The 19,927-nt window shown below is 69.7% G+C and carries 15 protein-coding genes; 7 read left to right on the top strand and 8 right to left on the bottom strand.

Going from position 1 to position 19,927, the window contains the following annotated elements:
- Window positions 1-48: 48 nt before the first annotated feature.
- The 4 genes from BCF44_RS05180 (at window position 49) to BCF44_RS05165 (ending at window position 3,906) form a co-directional block, all read left to right on the top strand.
- On the top strand, window positions 49-1,179 hold the full coding sequence (locus BCF44_RS05180; RefSeq protein ID WP_116172963.1) for a serine hydrolase domain-containing protein: 1,131 nt from the start codon (window positions 49-51) through the stop codon (window positions 1,177-1,179).
- Between the two features lie 20 nt (window positions 1,180-1,199).
- Window positions 1,200-1,928 carry an aminoglycoside adenylyltransferase domain-containing protein gene (locus tag BCF44_RS05175; RefSeq protein ID WP_147328391.1) on the top strand — a complete coding sequence of 243 codons (729 nt, stop codon included), beginning with the start codon at window positions 1,200-1,202 and terminating at the stop codon, window positions 1,926-1,928.
- Between the two features lie 31 nt (window positions 1,929-1,959).
- Complete coding sequence (locus tag BCF44_RS05170; protein ID WP_116172961.1) at window positions 1,960-2,430, top strand: anthrone oxygenase family protein; 471 nt, start codon at window positions 1,960-1,962, stop codon at window positions 2,428-2,430.
- 204 nt (window positions 2,431-2,634) lie between these two features.
- A complete protein-coding gene (locus BCF44_RS05165) occupies window positions 2,635-3,906 on the top strand; it encodes a ThuA domain-containing protein (protein WP_246014851.1) in 1,272 nt (423 codons plus the stop codon).
- 80 nt (window positions 3,907-3,986) lie between these two features.
- Here BCF44_RS05165 and BCF44_RS05160 read toward each other — a convergent pair whose 3' ends face one another.
- Window positions 3,987-5,180 carry an ROK family transcriptional regulator gene (locus BCF44_RS05160; protein WP_170217347.1) on the bottom strand — a complete coding sequence of 398 codons (1,194 nt, stop codon included), beginning with the start codon at window positions 5,178-5,180 and terminating at the stop codon, window positions 3,987-3,989.
- 154 nt (window positions 5,181-5,334) lie between these two features.
- On the opposite strand from BCF44_RS05160, the gene BCF44_RS05155 reads away from it, so the two are divergent.
- Window positions 5,335-8,883 (top strand): glycoside hydrolase family 3 C-terminal domain-containing protein, encoded by a 3,549-nt coding sequence (locus BCF44_RS05155; RefSeq protein WP_116172959.1) that lies wholly within the window; start codon window positions 5,335-5,337, stop codon window positions 8,881-8,883.
- 172 nt (window positions 8,884-9,055) lie between these two features.
- Window positions 9,056-12,943 (top strand): glycoside hydrolase family 3 C-terminal domain-containing protein, encoded by a 3,888-nt coding sequence (locus BCF44_RS57365; protein WP_246014850.1) that lies wholly within the window; start codon window positions 9,056-9,058, stop codon window positions 12,941-12,943.
- 194 nt (window positions 12,944-13,137) lie between these two features.
- On the opposite strand, the gene BCF44_RS05145 is transcribed toward BCF44_RS57365, so the two are convergent.
- Window positions 13,138-14,046 carry a ribonuclease Z gene (locus tag BCF44_RS05145; protein ID WP_116172957.1) on the bottom strand — a complete coding sequence of 303 codons (909 nt, stop codon included), beginning with the start codon at window positions 14,044-14,046 and terminating at the stop codon, window positions 13,138-13,140.
- Window positions 14,047-14,136: 90 nt separating this feature from the next.
- Here BCF44_RS05145 and BCF44_RS05140 point away from each other — a divergent pair, with 90 nt between their 5' ends.
- Window positions 14,137-14,520, top strand: coding sequence for a VOC family protein (locus BCF44_RS05140; RefSeq protein WP_116172956.1), 384 nt, complete (start codon window positions 14,137-14,139; stop codon window positions 14,518-14,520).
- Window positions 14,521-14,612: 92 nt separating this feature from the next.
- On the opposite strand, the gene BCF44_RS05135 is transcribed toward BCF44_RS05140, so the two are convergent.
- From BCF44_RS05135 to der, 6 genes are all read right to left on the bottom strand, one after another.
- Window positions 14,613-15,746: an NAD(P)/FAD-dependent oxidoreductase gene (locus tag BCF44_RS05135; RefSeq protein ID WP_211352897.1), complete on the bottom strand. Its 1,134-nt coding sequence runs from the start codon at window positions 15,744-15,746 to the stop codon at window positions 14,613-14,615.
- A complete protein-coding gene (locus tag BCF44_RS05130; protein WP_116172954.1) occupies window positions 15,743-15,940 on the bottom strand; it encodes a ferredoxin in 198 nt (65 codons plus the stop codon). Before BCF44_RS05130 ends, BCF44_RS05135 begins: the two co-directional genes overlap by 4 nt.
- Before the next feature lie 12 nt (window positions 15,941-15,952).
- Window positions 15,953-17,158, bottom strand: a complete 1,206-nt coding sequence (locus tag BCF44_RS05125) for a cytochrome P450 (RefSeq protein ID WP_246014849.1) — start codon at window positions 17,156-17,158, stop codon at window positions 15,953-15,955.
- 110 nt (window positions 17,159-17,268) lie between these two features.
- On the bottom strand, window positions 17,269-17,859 hold the full coding sequence (locus BCF44_RS05120; RefSeq protein ID WP_246014848.1) for a TetR/AcrR family transcriptional regulator: 591 nt from the start codon (window positions 17,857-17,859) through the stop codon (window positions 17,269-17,271).
- 15 nt (window positions 17,860-17,874) lie between these two features.
- Window positions 17,875-18,477 carry a LuxR C-terminal-related transcriptional regulator gene (locus BCF44_RS05115; protein WP_116172953.1) on the bottom strand — a complete coding sequence of 201 codons (603 nt, stop codon included), beginning with the start codon at window positions 18,475-18,477 and terminating at the stop codon, window positions 17,875-17,877.
- A 3-nt stretch (window positions 18,478-18,480) separates the two neighbouring features.
- A complete protein-coding gene (gene der, locus BCF44_RS05110) occupies window positions 18,481-19,896 on the bottom strand; it encodes a ribosome biogenesis GTPase Der (protein WP_116172952.1) in 1,416 nt (471 codons plus the stop codon).
- Window positions 19,897-19,927 lie beyond the last annotated feature (31 nt).

Genomic DNA, 19,927 nt, shown 5'->3' with positions numbered 1-19,927 from the left:
GCCCGAGAACTTGCAGGTGAACGAGAACTCTGCGACCGAGGGGGAACCTTGACCACACCACAGGGCGCTGTCGCGCCTGGTTACGAGGCTGTGCGCGACGAGTTCGCGGCGATCGCCGCCGCGGAGGGCGCGGACTACTCGGCCCAACTGGTCGCCCACGTCCATGGCGAACGCGTCGTGGACCTGTGGACCGGCCCGGACGTCACCGCCGACTCGCTGTTCGCCCTCTACTCCGCCACCAAGGGCGCCGCGCATCTGGTGGTGGCGCTCCTCGTCCAGGACGGCGTGCTCGATCTGGACCGCAAGGTCGCGGACTACTGGCCCGAGTTCGCGGCCGAGGGAAAGGGTGAGCTCACGCTGCGGGACCTGATCGCCCATCGCGCCGGCCTGGTCGGCGCGGACGACGGGTTCCGCGTGGAGGAGCTCGCCGACGACCGGATCATCGCGCAGCGCCTGGCCGGCCAGCGACCCTACTGGCGGCCCGGCACGGCCTTCGGCTACCACGCGCTGGTCATCGGGGCGCTCACCGGCGAGGTCGTGCGGCGGGTGACCGGCCGAAGCATCCAGGAGATCCACGAGGAGCGGGTGCGCGGGCCGCTGGGCATCGACTTCTACCTCGGGTTGCCCGCGGAGCTGGAACCGCGGTGGCTGGCCACGCAGCCGATGCGGCCAACCCCGGAGCAGGCGGCGCAGCTGGCCGCCAACGCCACCGGGCCGAACAGCCTCACCGGAATCGCCTTCAACCGCAACCATCCCGAGGCCACCGACCTCCAGGAACTGCCCAACCACCGGGTGGTGCGGGAGCTGAGCCCGACGTCGGTCGGCGGCGTCGGCTCGGCCCGCGGCCTGGCCGCGTTCTACGCCGCGACCATCGACGGCCGGCTGCTCAAGCCGGACACCGTCGGCGCCGTCGGCCAGATCCACTCCGCCGGCATCGACCTCGTCACGCGGCAGGAAGCGGCGTTCGGGCTCGGCTTCAGCGCCGTGAACCGCGCCTATCCGGTGCTCGGCCAGGGCTCGTTCGGCCACGGCGGGGCGACCGGCACCGAGGCGTTCGCCGATCCCCGCAACGGCATCGCGTACGGCTACGTCCGGCGACGCTTCGGCTTCCCGGGCGGCCCGGGCCCGGAGAACCAGGGACTGGTCCGCGCGCTGCACGCGGCGGCGACCTCGGCCTGACCTGTGGCATTGTCGTGATCATGTTGCCGCCGCGAGCACAGGACCTCGTCGACCGCTACACGGACCGCATGGACCGCCGGGCGCCCGGCCTGCTGCAAGGCCTCTACCTGGTCGGGTCCCTTGCGCTGGACGACTTCCACGACGAGGTCTCGGACGTGGACTTCGTCGCGGTGGCCGACGATCCCGACCCGGAGCTGCTGTGCGAGGTGCACGACGGCCTGGACAGGCTCGACGGCCTGTACGTGACGTTCGAGGATCTCCGCACCAGCCCGGCGAAACTGCCCGACGGCCACAACATGCTCGCGGGCCGGCTGCAACTGAACAAGGAGGGGCGCTCGCCCGTGGAGTGGACGACGCTGGCGAACCACGGCGTCACCCTCCGCGGGCCGCGGCCGGCGGAGATCGGCGTGCACACCGATCCCGAGGAGCTGCGGGAATGGGTACGCGGCAACGCGAACAGCTACTGGCGGCAGTTCCTGGACGGCCCGTACGGCGTGGTCTACGACGCCGACGTCGCGTGGGTCGTGCTGGGTATCAGCCGCCTGCACTACTCGATGGTCACGGGCGACATCACGTCCAAGTCCGGGGCCGGGCGGCACGCGCTGACCGCTTTCCCCGAGCACCGGGCGATCATCGAGGAGGCGTTGCGGCACCGGACGACCCCGCTCGACGAGTCCGCGACCCCGGATCGGCAGCGGGAACGAGCCGTGAAGGCCTACCTGGGGGCGGCGATCGAAAGTTGCCGTTGACGGATCGCGCCGGCGGGTCTTGACTCCGGCCATGGTCGGACAAATCGTACTCGTGCTGGCGACGATCGCGACCGGTCTCGGTGCGGGTCTCTTCTACGCCTTCAGCTGCGCGGTGATGCCGGCGCTGCACCACAGCGACGACGCCACACGCGTGCAGACGATGCAGCGCGTCAACCAGTACATCCAGAACGGCTGGTTCGCGCTGAGCTTCGTCGGCGCCCCGCTGCTCACGGCGGTCGCGGTGATCCTCGACGCCGTCGCGGGCAACTGGCCGCGGGTCGTCGGCGAGGCGCTGGGCCTCGTGCTGTTCTGCTCCGCGCTGGTGATCACGGCCGTGATCAACATCCCGCTGAACAACGCGCTGGACGCGTCCGATCCGGCCGACCCGGCGCGGGCGTGGCGGGCGTTCGAGGAGCGCTGGGTGCGCTGGAACAACGTGCGCACCCTCACCACGACCGGCGCGCTGGCGGCGCTGGTCGTCACCTTCGCATTCCTTTCCTAGAAACACCTGGCCCGAACGGCGCAGGACGCCGTCCAGCACCAAAGGGCGCATTGTTCGTGACCTTTCCGCCGGAAGGCGTCGGTCCACTAATTAGAGTCTTGAACTAAGACCTGGATTTATGCTTCCTTGGCAGCACGTCGCTCCGTAGACCGCCAGCTCGGACGGCCCCTACCCGTCGCCCTGAACGGAAAGGGTCCTGTCAAGGTGAAAACCAGGATCTGGCGCGGCATCGTCGCCGCGCTGTCCACGCTGCTGCTGTTGTCCACGGCCGCCACCACCACGACCGCGGCGCCCGCGGCGCCGCAGTTCAAGGTGCTGGCCTTTTTCAGCGGCACGTACGATGACGCGCACATCGCGTTCGAGAAGGAGGCGGCGATCTGGTTCCCGCAGATCGCCGCGCAGTACAACTTCTCGTACACGCAGACCAACAACTGGGGCATGCTGAACACCCTGACCACGGCGACCGCCAATGTGGTCATGTTCCTCGACGACGTGCCGACCGACGCCGGCCAGCGCGCCGGCTTCCAGAACTACATGCAGCACGGCGGCGGATACTTCGGTTTCCACGTCTCCGCCTACAACGACTCCGGCACGAACTGGCCGTGGTTCAACCAGACCTTCATGGGCACCGGAACCTTCAACAACAACACCTGGTTCCCGACCACAGCCATTCTGCACACGGATTCGCAGCACGCCGCCACCCGACGCCTGCCGACCACCTGGACCGCCGGCATCAGCGAGTGGTACAGCTGGCAGAACGACCTGCGGCAGAACCCGAACATCCAGGTGCTGGCCTCGGTCGACGCCTCCAGCTTCCCGGTCGGCACCGATCCCAACCAGTCGTGGTACAGCGGCTACTACCCCATTCTGTGGACGAACAAGAACTACAAGATGCTGTACGCCAACTTCGGCCACGACGCGATGAACTACACGACGAAGACTCCCCTGTCGTCCACCTTCGCCGACCCGATCCAGGACAAGTTCATCATCGACGGCCTGCTGTGGCTCGGCGGCGGCACCCCGACGGACGCCCCCACCGACCAGATCAACCCGGGCGCCTATTTCAGCGTCGTCAACAAGGGCAACAACAAGTGCGTCGACGCCCGCGGCGCCGGCACCACCAACGGCACGGTGATCCAGCAGTACGCCTGCAACAACAGCAACGCCCAGCAGTTCCAGTTCCAGTGGACCAACGGCCCGTTCCTGCGGGTGAACAACCGCGCCAACACCGCGGAGTCGTGGGACGTGTCCGACCGGTCCACCGCCGACGGCGCCGGCATCCAGCTCTGGAGCTACGGCGGCGGCACCAACCAGCAGTGGCAGGCGGTGCTCGAGCCCGGCGGCTACTGGCACCTCGTCAGCATGGCCACCCAGAAGTGCCTGACCGCCAACGGTTCCGGCGACGGCGCGCAGCTGACCCAGGTCACCTGCACCGGCGTCGCGTCCCAGTCCTTCCGACTCCAGCAGCAACCCTGACGGGTCGACCCTGACGCAGGGAAGGACGCCTTCCCCGCGTCGAACGAGGGTAAGGCGTCCTTCCCTGCATGTCGGCGGGGTCAGCCGGCGGCCAGATCCACCCCTGCGGTCGCGAGCAGGCGGGGCGCGTTCGACAGCACGATGCCGGCCGCGCCCCGCACCTCCGCCCGATCTCCCAGCTCGCCGGCCACCACCGACACGTGCCGCGCGCCCAGCGACAGCGCGTGCTTGCGGATGTTCCACCGGACCGGTGCCAGCACGAGCTCCCCGGCGGACGCCAGATCCCCGCCCACCACAACGAGTTCCGGATCCACCAGCGTCACCACGGACGCCAGCACCCGGCCGACGGCCTCGCCGGCGTCCTCGACCGCCCGGCACGCCCCCGGGTTGCCCTCGGCGACCAGCCGCGGCAGGTCCAGCGGCGTCACCGGCTCGCCCCAGCTGCGGGCCAGCAGCTCCGCCACCGCCACCGGGCTCGCGACCGTCTCCAGGCAGCCCCGGTTGCCGCAGCGGCAGATCCGCCCGCCGGGCTCGGCCATCAGGTGCCCGACCTCGCCGGCCAGGCCCCGCGCGCCGAGCATCAGCTGCCCGTCGACGACGATGCCGGCGCCGATGCCGGCGGACAGCCGCACGTACACCATGTCGCCGGTGTCTCGGGCGACTCCGTACAGGCGCTCGGCCAGCGCGCCGGCGTTGGCGTCGTTGGTGACCACGCCCGACAGGCCGGTGCGCCGCTCCAGCTCCCACGCCGGCCGCAGCCCGGCCCACGCCGACATGATCATCGAGCGGCCGAGCTCCCCGCCCTTGTCCACCGGCGAGGCGATGCCGGCGCCGATGCCCAGCACCCGTTCGACGGCGATGTCGTTGTCCCGCAACGCCTGGGCCACCAGGTCGGCGACCAGGTCCAAGGTCTGCGCCGGCTCCCGGTCCACCTCCTTGACCACGAAGCGGTCCCACAGCGGCTCGCCGAGCAGGTCGCACAGCACCACCCGGACGTGCTGGTGGCCGATGTCCGCGCCGATCGCGTACGCCGCGGTCGGCACCAGCGACAGGCCCTGCGCGGGCCGGCCGGTGCGGCGGGTCTCGCCCGGCGGCTCGTGCTCCTCGCGCACCAGCCCGGCCGCCATCAGGTCCGCGACCAGCGTGGACACGGTCGCCTTGGACAGTCCGGTCTGCCGGACCAGCTCCACCCGGCTGCTGTGTCCGGTGCGGTGCAGGGCCTGGAGCACCCGCAACCGGCCCTCTTCCCTGAGGTTGAGCGGAGCCTGCGCCATGCGGTCACGGTAACACCTTGACTTAGGCCTACTGTCGGACAATCCTGAGCCTATCGTTCCGTCGGGGCGCCATTTTTGGGCTAAAGCCAGCCAATCATGGCCTCGCCGCCAGCCCCGCGCCCGAGCTTCTCCAACGACGGAGGCAGCCAAAGTCATGCGGACAACGGCGACTGTGGCCTCGGCGTGCGCGGTGCTCTGCGCACTCGGGCTGACCAGCGGCAGCGCGGCTGCCACCGACCCCTTACCGGTCTACAAGGACACCCACTACTCGTTCGCCGAGCGCGCGGCCGACCTGGTGTCCCGGATGACGCTGGAGGAGAAGGTCCGCCAGCTCTCCACCAACAGCGCGCCGGCCATCCCCCGGCTCGGGGTGCAGCAGTACACCTACTGGAGCGAGGGCCAGCACGGCATCAACCGGCTCGGCGCCGCCACCAACCCCAACACCCCGCCGGACCAGGTGCACGCCACCAGCTTCCCGACCAACTTCGCGTCCAGCATGGCCTGGGACCCGAGCCTGGAGTACCAGGAGACGACCGCGATCTCCGACGAGATCCGCGGCTTCCTGGACAAGTCGCTGTGGGGCGTCAGCCCCAACAACATCGGACCGGACGTCAACGACTACGGCTCCCTCACCTACTGGGCCCCGACCGTCAACATGGACCGCGATCCCCGCTGGGGCCGCACCGACGAGGCGTTCGGCGAGGACCCGTACCTGGTCGGGCAGATCGCCGGCGCATTCGTCAACGGTTACCAGGGCAACAAGCAGAACGGCCAGTCCGGCAACGGATATCTCAAGGTCGCCGCGACGGCCAAGCACTACGCGCTGAACGACGTGGAGCTCAACCGCACCGGCATCAGCTCGGACGCCAGCGACGCCGACATCCGCGACTACTACACGGCGCAGTTCCGCAGCCTGATCGAGAACGCGCACGTGTCCGGCCTGATGACCTCGTACAACGCGATCAACGGCACGCCGTCGGTGGCCGACACCTACACCACGAATGCGTTGGCGCAGCGCACTTACGGCTTCGGCGGCTACATCACGTCCGACTGCGGCGCGGTCGGCACCACCTACAAGCAGCCCAACGACGGCCACAACTGGGCGCCGCCCGGCTGGACCACCGACGGCAAGGGTTCGGGCGCCACCTGGACGAACACCGCGTCCGGCCAGAAGGTGTCCGGGCCGGCCGGCGGCGAGGCGTACGCGCTGCGCGCCGGCACCGCGCTGAACTGCCCGGGCGAGGAGAACACCCTGCCCAACATCCAGGAGGCGATCGACGCCGGCGTGCTCAGCGAGGGCGCGCTGGACGCGGCGCTGGTGCCGGTGTTCACGGTCCGGATGCAGACCGGCGAGTTCGACCCGGTCGGCTCCGTGCCGTACACGAAGATCACCAAGGACACCATCCAGAGCCCGGCGCACCAGGCGCTGGCGCAGCAGGTGGCGGACAACTCGTTGGTGCTGCTGAAGAACGACCACAGCGTGCTGCCGGTGAACCCGTCGAAGGTGCGCAAGGTGGTCGTCCTCGGCGACATGGCCAACAAGGTCACCCTGGGCAACTACTCCGGCCAGCCGACCGTGCAGGTCGGGGCGGTCGGCGGCATCAAGGCCGCGATTCCCGGCGCGCAGGTGATCTTCGATGCCGCCGGGACCTCCACCGGCTCGACCGGGCCGGCGGTGCTGTCCGCGCAGACGCAGGCGGACATCAAGAGTGCAGACCTGGTGGTGGAATTCGTCGGCACGGACGGGTCCGTGGCGAACGAGGGCCACGACCGCAGCACGCTGGCGATCCCCGGCAACTACCACTCGCTGATCACGCAGGTCGCCGCGCTGGGCAACCCGAACACGGCGCTGGTCGTGCAGTCGGACGGCCCGGTCGTGCTCGACGACGTGCAGGGCAGCGTGCCGTCGATCCTGTTCTCCGGCTACAACGGGCAGGCCCAGGGCGCGGCACTGGCGGACGTCTTGACCGGCAAGCAGAACCCGAGCGGCCACCTGAACTTCACGTGGTACAAGGACGATTCGCAGCTGCCGCCGATGAACGACTACGGCCTGGCGCCGTCGGCCACCAACGGCCTCGGCCGGACGTACCAGTACTTCACCGGCACGCCCAGCTACCCCTTCGGCTACGGCCTGAGCTACTCGACGTTCGCCTACTCGCCGGCGTCGATCGACAAGTCGACGGTCAACGCCGACGGCACGGTCAACGTCTCGTTCACGGTGACCAACACCGGTAGGACGGCCGGCGCCACCGTGGCGCAACTCTATGCGGCGCAACAGTTCACCGTGCCGAACGTGGAGCTGCCGATCAAGCGGCTGGCCGGCTTCGCCAAGACGAACGTGCTCAAGCCGGGGCAGTCGCAGAAGATCACCATTCCGGTGACGATCTCCGACCTGTCGCTGTGGGACGGCACCCGCCAGACGGTGTACGACGGCGTGTTCCAGTTCCAGGTGGCGTCCAACTCCCGGGACGTGGCCGGCTCGGTGAAGACCACGGTGACCGGGGCCATCACGCCCAAGATCTCCTACGTCACCGTGCAGCCGGGCCAGGTGGAGTTCCGCGCCGGCGACACGATCGACCTCACCGGCAAGAACAAGTGGATCGCCGACGACACCGGCCAGCAGCACGCCGTCGCCGACGACATCGTCATGGCCGTGAACAACGACCAGTCCTTCGTGGACCTCTCCAAGGCCAAGGTCACCTACGCCTCCAGCAACACCGCGGTGGCCACGGTCGACGCGAAGGGCCTGGTCCGGGCGGCCGGCGACGGCGTGGCGACGATCAAGGTCACGGTCAACGGCGTCACCGGCACCGCGGTGGTCGTCGTCGGGCACTCGCTGACGCTGTCCATCCCGCCGATGGTCCAGGCGGGCAACAGCATCACCGCGACGACGTCGTTCGCCAACGGCGGCAACACGGCCATCACCAACGTGACGATGTCGATCACCGCACCCGCCGGCTGGACGGCGACGGCGACCTCGCCGGCCTCGTTCCCGTCGGTGGCCGGCGGTCAGACCGTGAAGACGACGTGGCAGATCACCGCACCCGGATCGGCGACGCCGGGGGCGTACGCGTTCAGCGCGTCGGCGACGACAAGTGCCGGCACCAGAACGGATGTCGGCCAGGTGTCGGTGCCGTACGGGTCGCTTTCCGCCGCGTACGACAACGTCGGCATCAGCGACGACCACAACACCGGCGCCGCCAACCTCGACGGCGGCGGCCTGAGCTACTCCGCGCAGGCGCTGGCCGCAGCTGGGGTCGCCTCGGGCGGCGCCGTGCAGCACGACGGCCTGACCTTCACCTGGCCGACCTCCGGCAACGGGCAGCCGGACAACGTGCTCACCGGCGGCCAATCGGTGCTGCTGACGGGTTCCGGCAGCAAGCTGGGCTTCATCGGCACCGGTGACTCCGGCACGCCGTCGGGCGGCGGCACGATCGTCTACACCGACGGCACCACACAGCAGTTCGCACTGGGCTTCAACGACTGGTGGTCCTCGCCGTCGATCCCCGGCGAGGACGTGGTGGCCGGGCTGCCGTATCTCAACAACAGCGGCGGGCAGCAGACGCAGCACGTCAACATGTACTACGCGTCGGTTCCGTTGCAGGCCGGCAAGACGGTCGCGGTGGTGACCCTGCCCAACGTCACCTCGGTGGCCACCCAGGGCCAGCCCAAGCTGCACGTCTTCGCCGTCGCAGCTGGCTGACGGACGTTGTGGGCGCCCCGCCCGGTCAGTGCCGACCGGGCGGGGTTTCCGCATGCCCAGAGTCGCGCATGTCGTAATCTTGCGCAAAGTAGTAGATCTATTGCAGCTTTCTGTTCAGAAGCCTATGGTCGTTTCACATCCGTGTTACATCGGCTTCCGAATGGACCCTGCCATGCGAAGCTTGAGAAGCCTGGTCGCCGTCCTCACCCTGCTCGTGGGAACGCTCGTCGCCGCCCACGCCCCGACGGCGCTGGCCCGTAACGCCGCTGGACTCTCCGACAAGGTCCAGCTCTTCTACTACCCCTGGTACGGCAGCCCGACCGTGAACGGCAGCTACCGGCACTGGGACCAGGGCGGGCACACCCCGCCCGACGACATCGGCTCCAACTACTACCCCTCGCTCGGCCCGTACGACTCCGGCGACGTCAACGGGGCCGTGGACCAGCAGATGGCCTGGGTCGCCCGGTCCGGCGCCGGCGTGATCATCTACAGCTGGTGGGGCCAGGGGTCCTATGAGGACGGCCTGGCCGCCGGCACGCTGGCCGCCGCCGCGCGCCACGGCGTCCGGGTCGCCTGGCACATCGAGCCGTACGGGGGCCGCACCGCCGCGTCCGTGGTGTCGGACATCAACTACATCGACTCCCACTACGGTTCGAGCCCCGCCTTCTACCGGGATCCCTCGCACGCCGACAAACCCGCGTTCTACCTCTTCGACAGCCTCGACATCGCCGACTGGTCCCCGCTGGACTCCGTGACCGGCTCGAACATCGTGCTGGCGCAGACCACCGACACGTCCAAGGTCGCGCACTTCAACGGCATGTACACCTACGACGGCATCGCCGCCGCGACCGCGCCCGGCTGGGCCGATGCCGGCGCGTACTGCCACCAGCACGGCATGGTGTGGGCCCCGTCGGTGGCGCCCGGCTACATCGACGACCGCGCGGTGCCCGGCAACAGCACGCCGACCGTCGACCGCGCGAACGGCGCCGAGTACGACAAGACGTGGAACAACGCGCTCGACCCCGGGATCGGCGGCAGTCCGGACTGGGTGTCGGTGACGTCGTTCAACGAGTGGCACGAGGGCTCCCAGATCGAACCGGCCAGCTCGAATCCGCCCGCGGGGCACGGATATCTCACCTACAGCGGCGCGTACGGGCAGACCGGCACCGCCTCGTCCACCGCGTACCTGGACCGCACCAGGTACTGGGTCGACAGGTTCGATCCGGGTTCGATCGGGCCGTCGCCCGTGAACCTGGCCCTGGGTAAGGCGATGACCGCCAGCGGCTCGCAGGGCGGCTTCCCGCCGGGCAACGCCAACGACAACAACACCAGCAGCTACTGGGAAAGCGTCAATGGCGCATTTCCCCAGTGGTTGCAGGTCGATCTCGGCGCCGCCGACGCCGTCAACTCGATCACGTTGACGCTGCCGCCCGCCACGGCCTGGGGCGCCCGCACGCAGACGCTCGCCGTCGGCGGCAGCAATGACGGCACCACCTTCTCGACTCTCGTGGCCAGCAACGGATATCGCTTCGATCCGGCCACCGGCAACACCGTGACGATCTCGCTGCCCGGCAGCGCGCAGCGCTACCTGCGGCTGACGTTCACCGCCAACACCGGCTGGCCCGCCGGCCAGGTGTCCGAGTTCCAGGTCTACGGCACGCCGTCGGCCCCGCCGCCGCCCGGTTCGCCGGAGCAGCGGGCCGACGCGCTGCTGGCGCAGATGACCACCGACGAGAAGCTGACCATGATGCACGGCGGGGCGTCCTGCGGCTACGGAGCCTGCGTGGATCCCATACCCCGCCTCGGGATTCCCGGCCTGCACCTGCAGGACGGGCCGGCGGGTGTCGCCGACGGCGCCGTCGGCGTCACCCAGCTGCCGGCGCCGGTCGCCGGGGCTGCCACCTGGGACACCGCGCTGATGAAGCAGTACGGCGGCGTGATCGGGTCCGAGGAGTGGGGCAAGGGCGCGAACCTCGTCCTTGGTCCAACGATCAACATCGTGCGGGATCCCCGCTGGGGGCGGGCCTTCGAGTCGCTCGGCGAGGACCCGTACCTGGCCGGCCAGCTCGGCGCCGCCGACCTGCAGGGCATTCGCGCGGCCGGCCCGATGACGCAGGTCAAGCACTACGCCGTGTACAACCAGGAGACGTACCGGAACACCCCGCAGGACAACGCCGTCGTGTCGGACCGCACCGAGCAGGAGGTCTACCTGCCCGCGTTCCAGGCCGCCGTGCAGCAGGGCCGGACCGACTCCGTGATGTGCTCGTACGCGGAGATCAACGGCACCTTCGCGTGCGAGAACGGCCAGCTGCTCAACACGATTCTGCGCCAGCAGCTGGGTTTCTCCGGCTTCGTCACGTCCGACTGGGGCGGCACCCACTCCACGGTTCCGGCCGTCACCAACGGCATGGACATGGAGATGGACGGCAGCCAGTACTACGGCGCGCCGCTGACGCAGGCCGTCGCCGGCGGTCAGGTGTCCATCGCGACCATCGACAGCCACGTGCGGGCCATTCTCGTGGCGATGTTCCGGGCCGGCCTGTTCGACCATTCCCCCACCGGCACCATCAACTCCGTCGTCACCTCGGACGCACATGCCTCGGTGGCTTCGCAGGTCGCCACCGAGGGCAGCGTGTTGCTGAAGAACAGCAACTCCGTGCTGCCGCTGGGTTCCGGGTCCATCGCCGTGATCGGTGATGACGCCGGTCAGAACGCTCTGACCGCCGGCGGCGGCTCCGCCCACGTCAACGCCCCGCACGTGGTGACGCCGTACCAGGGCATCAAGGCTCACGGCGGTTCGGTCACCTACTCGCAGGGCGTCGCCGCCCCCAACGGCGAGATCGTCGATCCCTCCGCGTTCGGCAACGGGCTGACGGCCACCTTCTACAACGGCACTTCCCTTTCCGGGCCGGCCATTCTGACCCGGACCGACCCCGACATCGACTTCATCTGGGGCACCCAGCCGCCGACCTCGGGCGTGCCCGCCACCAACTGGTCCGCCAAGTGGACCGGTACCCTCACGCCGCCGACCACCGGCACGTACACGTTCTCGCTGACCAGCGACGACGGCAGCCGACTGTTCGTCAACGGGCAGCAGGTGATCGGCAACTGGGCGGACCAGCCGCCGACGACCAGGACCGGCTCCATCGCCTTGACCGCCGGGCAGCCCGTCAGCGTCGAGGTCGACTACTTCCAGGACGGCGGCGGGAGCCAGCTCAACCTGGGTTGGCAGATCCCCAACCAGGATCTGTTGGGCCAGGCGGTTGCCGCCGCCCGGAACGCCTCCACCGCGGTGGTTTTCGTCAGCAATTCCGGCTCCGAGGGCGGGGATCTCCAGAACATCGACCTGTCGTCGGATCAGAACACCCTGATCAGCCAGGTCGCGGCGGCGAACCCCAACACCGTGGTGGTCGTCAACTCCGGTTCGGCGGTCACCATGCCGTGGGCCGGTTCCGTTCGGGGCATCGTCGAGAACTGGTTCCCCGGCCAGGAGGACGGCGCCGCCATAGCGTCGCTTCTGTTCGGTAACAGCAACTTCTCCGGGAAGCTTCCCGTGACCTTCCCGAACTCCCTCAACGACGTGCCGGCTCATTCCGGGGCGCAATGGCCCGGTCAGAACGGGAGTGTGCAGTATTCGGAGGGACTCGACGTCGGCTACCGGTGGTACGACAGTCAGCACATCGCGCCGATGTTCCCGTTCGGGTTCGGTCTTTCCTACACGAGTTTCGGCTACTCGGGGCTGTCGGTATCTGCTCCGGACGCTGCCGGCGACGTCCAGGTCGGGTTCACGGTCACCAATACCGGTTCCCGTGCCGGCACCGAGGTCGCCCAGGTGTACGTGTCGCAGCCCGCAGCCGTCGGCGAGCCGCCCGACAACCTCCGTGGCTTCTCGCGGGTGGCTCTGTCACCGGGCCAGTCGCAGCACGTCTCCGTCACCTTGGACGCGCGGAGCTTCCAGTACTGGAACAACGGGTGGACCAAGGCTTCCGGCGTCAACACCGTGTCCGTCGGCGGTTCGTCGCGGTCGCTGCCGCTGTCCGGCACCGTGACGATCTCGTAGATGTTTTGGGGTGGCCGGCCGGTTCCCTGTCCCAGCCGGCCACCCCTTCTGCCCCGGACCTACATTCGTTGTGTCCGAGAGCGCGACTCGCCGGGGTGCAGCTGCCCTCGATGGCCGACCGACGGACCTCGACGGCGGGATGCAGCCAACTCACGGGAGCCTCCACGGCAGGATCACGGCGAGGTGCAGCCGGCTCACCGCCGGCTCGGCAGGGGGATCACGGCCAAGTCCACGGCGAGGTGGATCTCGCCGGAGAACTCCTTGGCCGCCTCCTCCCGGAACCTCTCCGCCTCCTCGTACGGATAGCGCTGCGAGAAGTGGGTGAGCACCAACTCCCGCGCGCCGGCCTCCGCCGCCAGCCGGCCAGCCTCGCGCGAGGTCAGATGCCCGTACCGCCAGGCCAACTCCCGATCGGCGTCGACGAATGTCGACTCGGCGACCAGAAGGTCGGCGTCCCGGGCCAGCTCCAGGGCACCGGCACACATCCGCGTGTCCATGACGAAGGCGAAGACCTGGCCGGGGCGAGGAACGCTGACGTCCTCAAGGGCGACCCGCCGCCCGTCGACCTCGATCGCACCCAGGCGCTGGAGCTCGCTCACCATCGGCCCCCGCACCCCCAGCGCCGCCAACCGGTCCGGCAGCATCCGGCGGCCGTCCGGTTCGGCGAAACGGTAGCCGTAGCAGTCGATACGGTGATCGAGCGCCGCAACGGTGAGCGAGGAGTCGACGGGACCGTCAGCGGCCAACGGCACGGGCACCACATTCGCCCGTTCGTGGTACGAGGTCGAGTACCTCAGCCGATCGAAGTACACCTGGCCGGATTCCGGGTAGTAGCACCGGATCTCGTGCGGCACGTTGTCCAGCGACAGGCGCTGCAGCACGCCGGCCAGACCCAGACTGTGGTCTCCATGGAAGTGGGTGACACAGATCCGCGTGATCTCGGTGGCCGACCGCCCGGCCTGGATCATCTGCCGCTGGGTGCCCTCGCCCGGGTCGAACAGCACGCCCTCGCGGTCGAATCGCAGCAGGTAGCCGTTGTGGTTGCGATGCCGGGTCGGCGTCTGGCTGGCCGAGCCGAGCACCACGAGTTCACGCTGGGACACGACCCCATCCTCGCCGACCGACGGCCCGGCGCAACCAATTACTCACGGTGACTGGACTTCGACCGCACTGAAGGCCCTACCGTGAAAACCATGGCCGTCGAACTGAACCACACCATCGTCCCCGCCTCCGACCCGCACAAGTCCGCCGCATTCCTGGCCCAGGTGCTCGGGGTGGCCGACCCGATCACGTTCGGCCCGTTCCAGGTCGTCGCCCTGGCCAACAACCTCAGCCTCGACTTCATGCGGCACAGCGGCGACATCCCCGAACTGCACTACGCCTTCAAGGTCGCCGACGACGAGTTCGAGCCGATCCTCGAACGGATCCGCGCCGCCGGCCTGCCCTACTGGGCCGACCCCGGCCACCGGCGCCCCAACGAGATCAACACCAACGACTGCGGCCGGGGCTTCTACTTCCCCGACCCGGACGGGCACAACCTGGAGATCCTCACCCGTGACTACGGCAGCGGCTCCTGACCAAGATCAAGTGACCATTGCTGACGTTCAACGGCCAGGTTGTGGCCCCTTCCTGACGTTGAACCCGAAGGCCCTTCCTGACACAAAATGGGCTATGCGGGTTCGCCGATTCGGGAGCGGAGCTGGCGGGTGTCGCGCGGGAGGTTCCAGCCGACGACGCCGGTGACCCTGCCGTCGTGCCGGTACAGCACGGCGAACTTGCCGGCGCCGACGTCGCCGGCGACGACCTCGGGCACGGCGTCCTCGGGGAACAGGCCGTACGCCTGGATCTTCACGTCGTACTGGTCGGTCCAGAAGTACGGGATCGGCGCGTACGGCTCCCCCTTGCCGAGCAGCGTGCGCGCGGCGGCCATGCCCTGCTCGGTGGCGTTCATCCGGTGCTCGACGCGGATCCGCCGACCGTGCACGGGATGCGTCCACGACGCGACGTCGCCGGCGGCGACCACGTTCGGCGCGGCCCGGCACAGCGAGTCGCAGTCGACGCCGTCGGTCAGTGAAAGTCCGCTGCCGGCAAGCCAATCCGTGTTCGGCACGGAGCCGATGGCGACGAGCACGACGTCCGCCGGCAGCACCACGCCGTCGGCGAGCTCCACGCCGGAAACGCGACCGTCCCCGCGAAGCCCGGTGACGCCGACGCCGAGCCGCATCCGCACCCCGTGGTCGGCGTGCAGCTTGGCGACCAGACCGCCGAGCCATGGCCCGAACTGGCGGATCATCGGCGCGGGCAAGGGATCCACGACGGTGACGTCGGCTCCCATACCCGAAGCCACTGCGGCCACCTCAGAGCCCATGAAGCCGGCGCCGACGATGACCACGGACTTGGCCGCAGCCAGCTCCGCCTTGAACGCCAAGGCATCCGACAATGTCCGCAACGTGTGCACACCGGCCAGGTCCGAGCCGAACGGCAGCCGCCGCGCCGACACGCCGGTGGCGATCACCAGCTTCTCGTACGCCAGGTCGTCCCCCGTGGACAGTGCCAGCCGCCGGCCGGGGACGTCCAGCCCGACCGCCCGCACCCCCAACATCCACGATGCGTCCACAGTGGACGGAAGCGTGACCTTGGCAGGCTCCCACACACCGGAGAGCACCTGCTTGGACAGCGGCGGACGGTCGTACGGCATGTGCTCCTCGTCGCCGACGACCGTCAGCGGCCCGTCGTAGCCCTCCCGGCGCAGCGTCTGGACCGCGGTCAGACCCGCGGCCGACGCCCCGACGACCGCGATCACGACTCGGCCAGCTCGATCGCCAGTGCCGGGCACACCTGGGCCGCCTGCCGCACGGCATCGTGCAGCTCGGCCGGCGGATTCTCCTGCAACAGCACGACGACGCCGTCCTCGTCGCGCTGGTCGAAGACCTCCGGCGCGAGCAGCACGCACTGCCCGGCGCCGACGCACTTGTCCTGATCGATGACAACCTTCATGGCCAGAAGTCCTTACCAGGTAACGGGAAGCGAGTGGACGCCGTACACGACCATGTCGTGCTTGAACTGGACGTCGTCGAACGGGATGGCCAGCTCCAGCGTGGGAATGCGGCGGTAGAGCGTGCTGTAGACGACCTGGAGCTCCATCCGGGCCAGCGGCTGGCCCAGACACTGGTGCACGCCGTAGCCGAACGCGATGTGGTGGCGCGCCTGCCGGTGGATGTCGAGCCGGTCGGGCTCGGGGAACGCGGACTCGTCCCGGTTGCCGGCGTCGTTGGCGAGGATGACGCCCTCGCCGGCGCGGATGAGCCGGCCGCCGACCTCGATGTCCTCGGTGGCCACGCGCCGCCGCCCGCTGTGCACGATGTTCAGGTACCGCAACAACTCCTCGACGGCGTTGGCGATCAGCCCGGGATCATCGGCGTCACGGATCTCGGCGAGCTGCTCCGGGTGCTCCAGCAGCGCGAGCGTGCCCAGCGCGATCATGTTGGCGGTGGTCTCGTGCCCGGCGATCAGCATCAGCGACGCCATGCTGGCGACGTCCTCGCGGCTGAGCTCGCCGCTGGCCATCTGGTCGGCGACCAGCCGACCGATCATGTCGTCGGTCGGCGCCTTCTCCTTGGCCGCCACCAGGTCGAGCAGGTAGACGCGCAGGTCCTCGCCGGCCCGCAGCGCCTCGTCGGCGGGCGTCGAGCGGGCGACCAGCTTCTTGCTGCACGCCTGGAAGAAGTCGTGGTCGGCGTAGGGCACGCCGAGCAGCTCGCAGATCACCAGCGACGGCACCGGCAGCGCGAACTCGGTCACCAGGTCGGCGGGCTTCGGGCCGGCCAGCATGGCGTCGATCAGGCCGTCCACGAGCTCCTGGACGCGCGGCCGCATCGCCTCCACCCGCTTGATCATGAAGTTGCGGGTGAGCATCTTGCGCTGGCGGTCGTGCTCCGGGTCGTCGAGCACGATGAACGGCCGGCTCGTCCGCCGCCGGGCCAGCACGGCCTCGGACTGCACCGGGTAGCCGGGCCTGGTCGTGTCGGCACTGAAGCGCTGGTCGGCCAACACCGCCCGCTGCGTCGCGTAGTCGGTGATCAGCCACGGCGTGTCGCCGTTCCAGATGCGGACCCGGCTCATCGGCTCGGCCGCCATCAGCTGCGGCGGCGGGTCGAAGGGGCACTTGGCGTCCCGGGTCATGGGGAACGCGGGCAAGGCTTCGGGCCCGGACATGGTGTCGGTCATTGTGACCCCCAGTCACCAAACGATCGTTCACTGACTTGGGCAGCATAGCGCTATTTGGTTGCGCTATCCAACTAGTGGCGGGATATGGGTGACTCAGGTCACTCCGTGACCAGCGAGACCAGCTCGTCGACGAAGTCGAGGATGGCGTGGGCGTGCGTGGGGTCCTCGGAGGCGTGCCAGAGCGCCACCCGGCCGTGCGTGCCGACGAACACCATCACCGCGGCCCGCTGCGGCGGGATCCGCAGCCGCACGCCGGCCCGCTCGCAGCGCTCGAACCCCTCGATCATCTGCCGCACGATGCCGATCAGCGGCCCCGTCCGGGACACCGGCCGATTGTTGATCATCAGGCGGTAGTGGCCGGGGCTGTCCAGCGCGAACTGGCAGTACGCCTTCATCTGCGCCCGCACCCGGTCCAGCGGGGCGTCCTCCGGGCACTGCTCCTCGGCGGCCGACATGGCCGCCGACAGCTGCTCGTAGTCGTAGTCGATCAGGCCCTTGACCAGCGCCGACTTGTCGGCGAAGTGCTGGTAGATGCTGGCCGGCGCGATGCCCGCGGCCCGCGCCACGCCCCGAATGGTCAAGCCCTGCTCGCCGCCCAGCTCGGACAGCAGCCGCGCGGCCGCCTCCAGGATCTCCAGGCGCAGCCGCTCACCCTGCCCCCACGGGTTGCGCACGCGCTGCTCGGCCACGAGGCACTGTAACCGCTACGACCCGATCCGACGGACGATCAGCGCTGCCTGCACCCGGTTTCGCACGCCGAGCTTGCCCAGCAGGGCGGAGACGTGGCTCTTCACGGTCGCCTCGGTCAGCCGCAGCTCCGCGGCGATCGCCCCGTTGGAACAGCCGCTGGCCAGCAGGTCCAGCACCTGACGCTCCCGTGTGGACAGACCCTGCAGCAACTCGTTGTCCGGCAACGGGTTGCTCCGCAGCCGCGGCAACAGCGCGGCGGCGACCCGGGGGTCGAACACCACGCCGCCGGCGGCCAGGTCGAGCACCGCCCGCACCAGGCTCTCCGGCTCCGCGTCGGTGAGCAGGAACCCCTGCGCGCCGAGGTCGATCGCCCGGTGCACGGCATCGTCCACAACGGACGGCGCGAGCACCGCGACCGGCACGCCGGACAGGCCGCGCAGCGCCGACACGTCGTTCACCAGCACCACGTCCGGCCGCCGCGCGCGCACCACCGCCGGCAGCCGCGGCCCGGGATCGACCTCAGCGACGACCTCCACCCGGCCGCCGGACTCCAGCAGCAGGCGCAGGCCGGCCCGCAGCGCGGGCTCGTCCTCGGCGAGCACCACCCGTACCGCCATGCGCTACCCCTTGCGCGGCTTCTTCTCTCGCACCCGCACGGAAATCTGGATCGGCGTGCCGACGAAGCCGAACTGCTCGCGCAGCTTCCGCTCGATGAACCGGCGGTAGCCGGCCTCCAGGAAGCCGGACGTGAACAGCACGATCGTCGGCGGCCGGGTCTGCGCCTGGGTGGCGAACAGGACCTTGGGCTGCTTGCCGCCGCGCACCGGCGGCGGCGTCGCGGCGATCAGGTCCGACAGCCACGAGTTCAGCGCGCCGGTCGGGATCCGGGAGTCCCACGAGGTCAGCGCCGTGCGCAGGGCCGGCGCCAGCTTGCGCACCGAACGCCCGGTGGCCGCCGAGACGTTGATCCGCTGCGCCCACGGCACCCGCACCAGGCCGCGCTCCAGCTCCTTCTCCAGCTGGTCGCGGCGGTCCTCGTCGACCAGGTCCCACTTGTTCAGGGCCAGCACCAGGGCCTTGCCGGCCTCCACGACCATGGTCAGCACGCGCAGGTCCTGCTCGGCGATCGGCTCGCTGGCGTCCAGCAGCACGATCGCCACCTCGGCGGCGTCGATGGCGGCCTTGGTGCGCAGCGAGGCGTAGTACTCGGTGCCGCTGGCGAAGTTGACCCGCTTGCGCAGGCCGGCGGTGTCGACGAAGCGCCAGATCTCGTCGTCCAGCTCGACCAGCGAGTCCACCGGGTCGACGGTGGTGCCGGCGACCGAGTCGACCACCGAGCGCTGCTCGCCGACCAGGCGGTTGAGCAGGCTGGACTTGCCGACGTTGGGCTTGCCGATCAGCGCCACCCGGCGCGGGCCGCCGATGCGCTCCACGAAGTCGTCGCGCGGCGTCTCCGGCAGCGACTTCAGGATCGCGTCGAGCAGGTCGCCCGAGCCGCGGCCGTGCAGACCGCTGACGGGGTGCGGCTCGCCCAGGCCCAGCGACCACAGCGAGGCCACGTCGGCCATCAGCCGGTCGTCGTCGACCTTGTTGGCGACCAGCAGCACCGGCCGCTTGGACCGGCGCAGCACCTTGGCCACCGCCTCGTCCGTGGCGGTCGCCCCGACCGACGCGTCCACCACGACCAGCACGGTGTCGGCGGTCTGCATCGCCAGCTCCGCCTGCTGCGCCACCGACGCCTGGAGGCCGCTCGCGTCCGGCTCCCAGCCGCCGGTGTCCACCACCGTGAACTTCCGGCCGCTCCACAGCGCGTCGTAGGCGACCCGGTCCCGGGTCACGCCGGGGGTGTCCTGCACGACCGCCTCGCGGCGGCCCAGGATGCGGTTGACCAGCGTCGACTTGCCCACGTTGGGGCGGCCGACCACGGCCAGCACCGGCTGCGGCACCGCGCCCGCGTCACTGTCCCCCTGCTCCGCACCACCGTCGACGACGGCCCACTCGGCCTCGTCGCTCCAGGTGCCGTCCAACTCACTCACGCGTCCTCCTTCGTCGGCCACGTGAGTGCAA

The organism is Kutzneria buriramensis (genome assembly GCF_003387475.1).
In the GTDB taxonomy this organism is placed as follows: Bacteria; Actinomycetota; Actinomycetes; order Mycobacteriales; family Pseudonocardiaceae; genus Kutzneria; species Kutzneria buriramensis.
The sequence above is the reverse complement of the archived record's forward strand: the minus strand, read 5'-3'. Positions and strand labels throughout refer to the sequence as shown.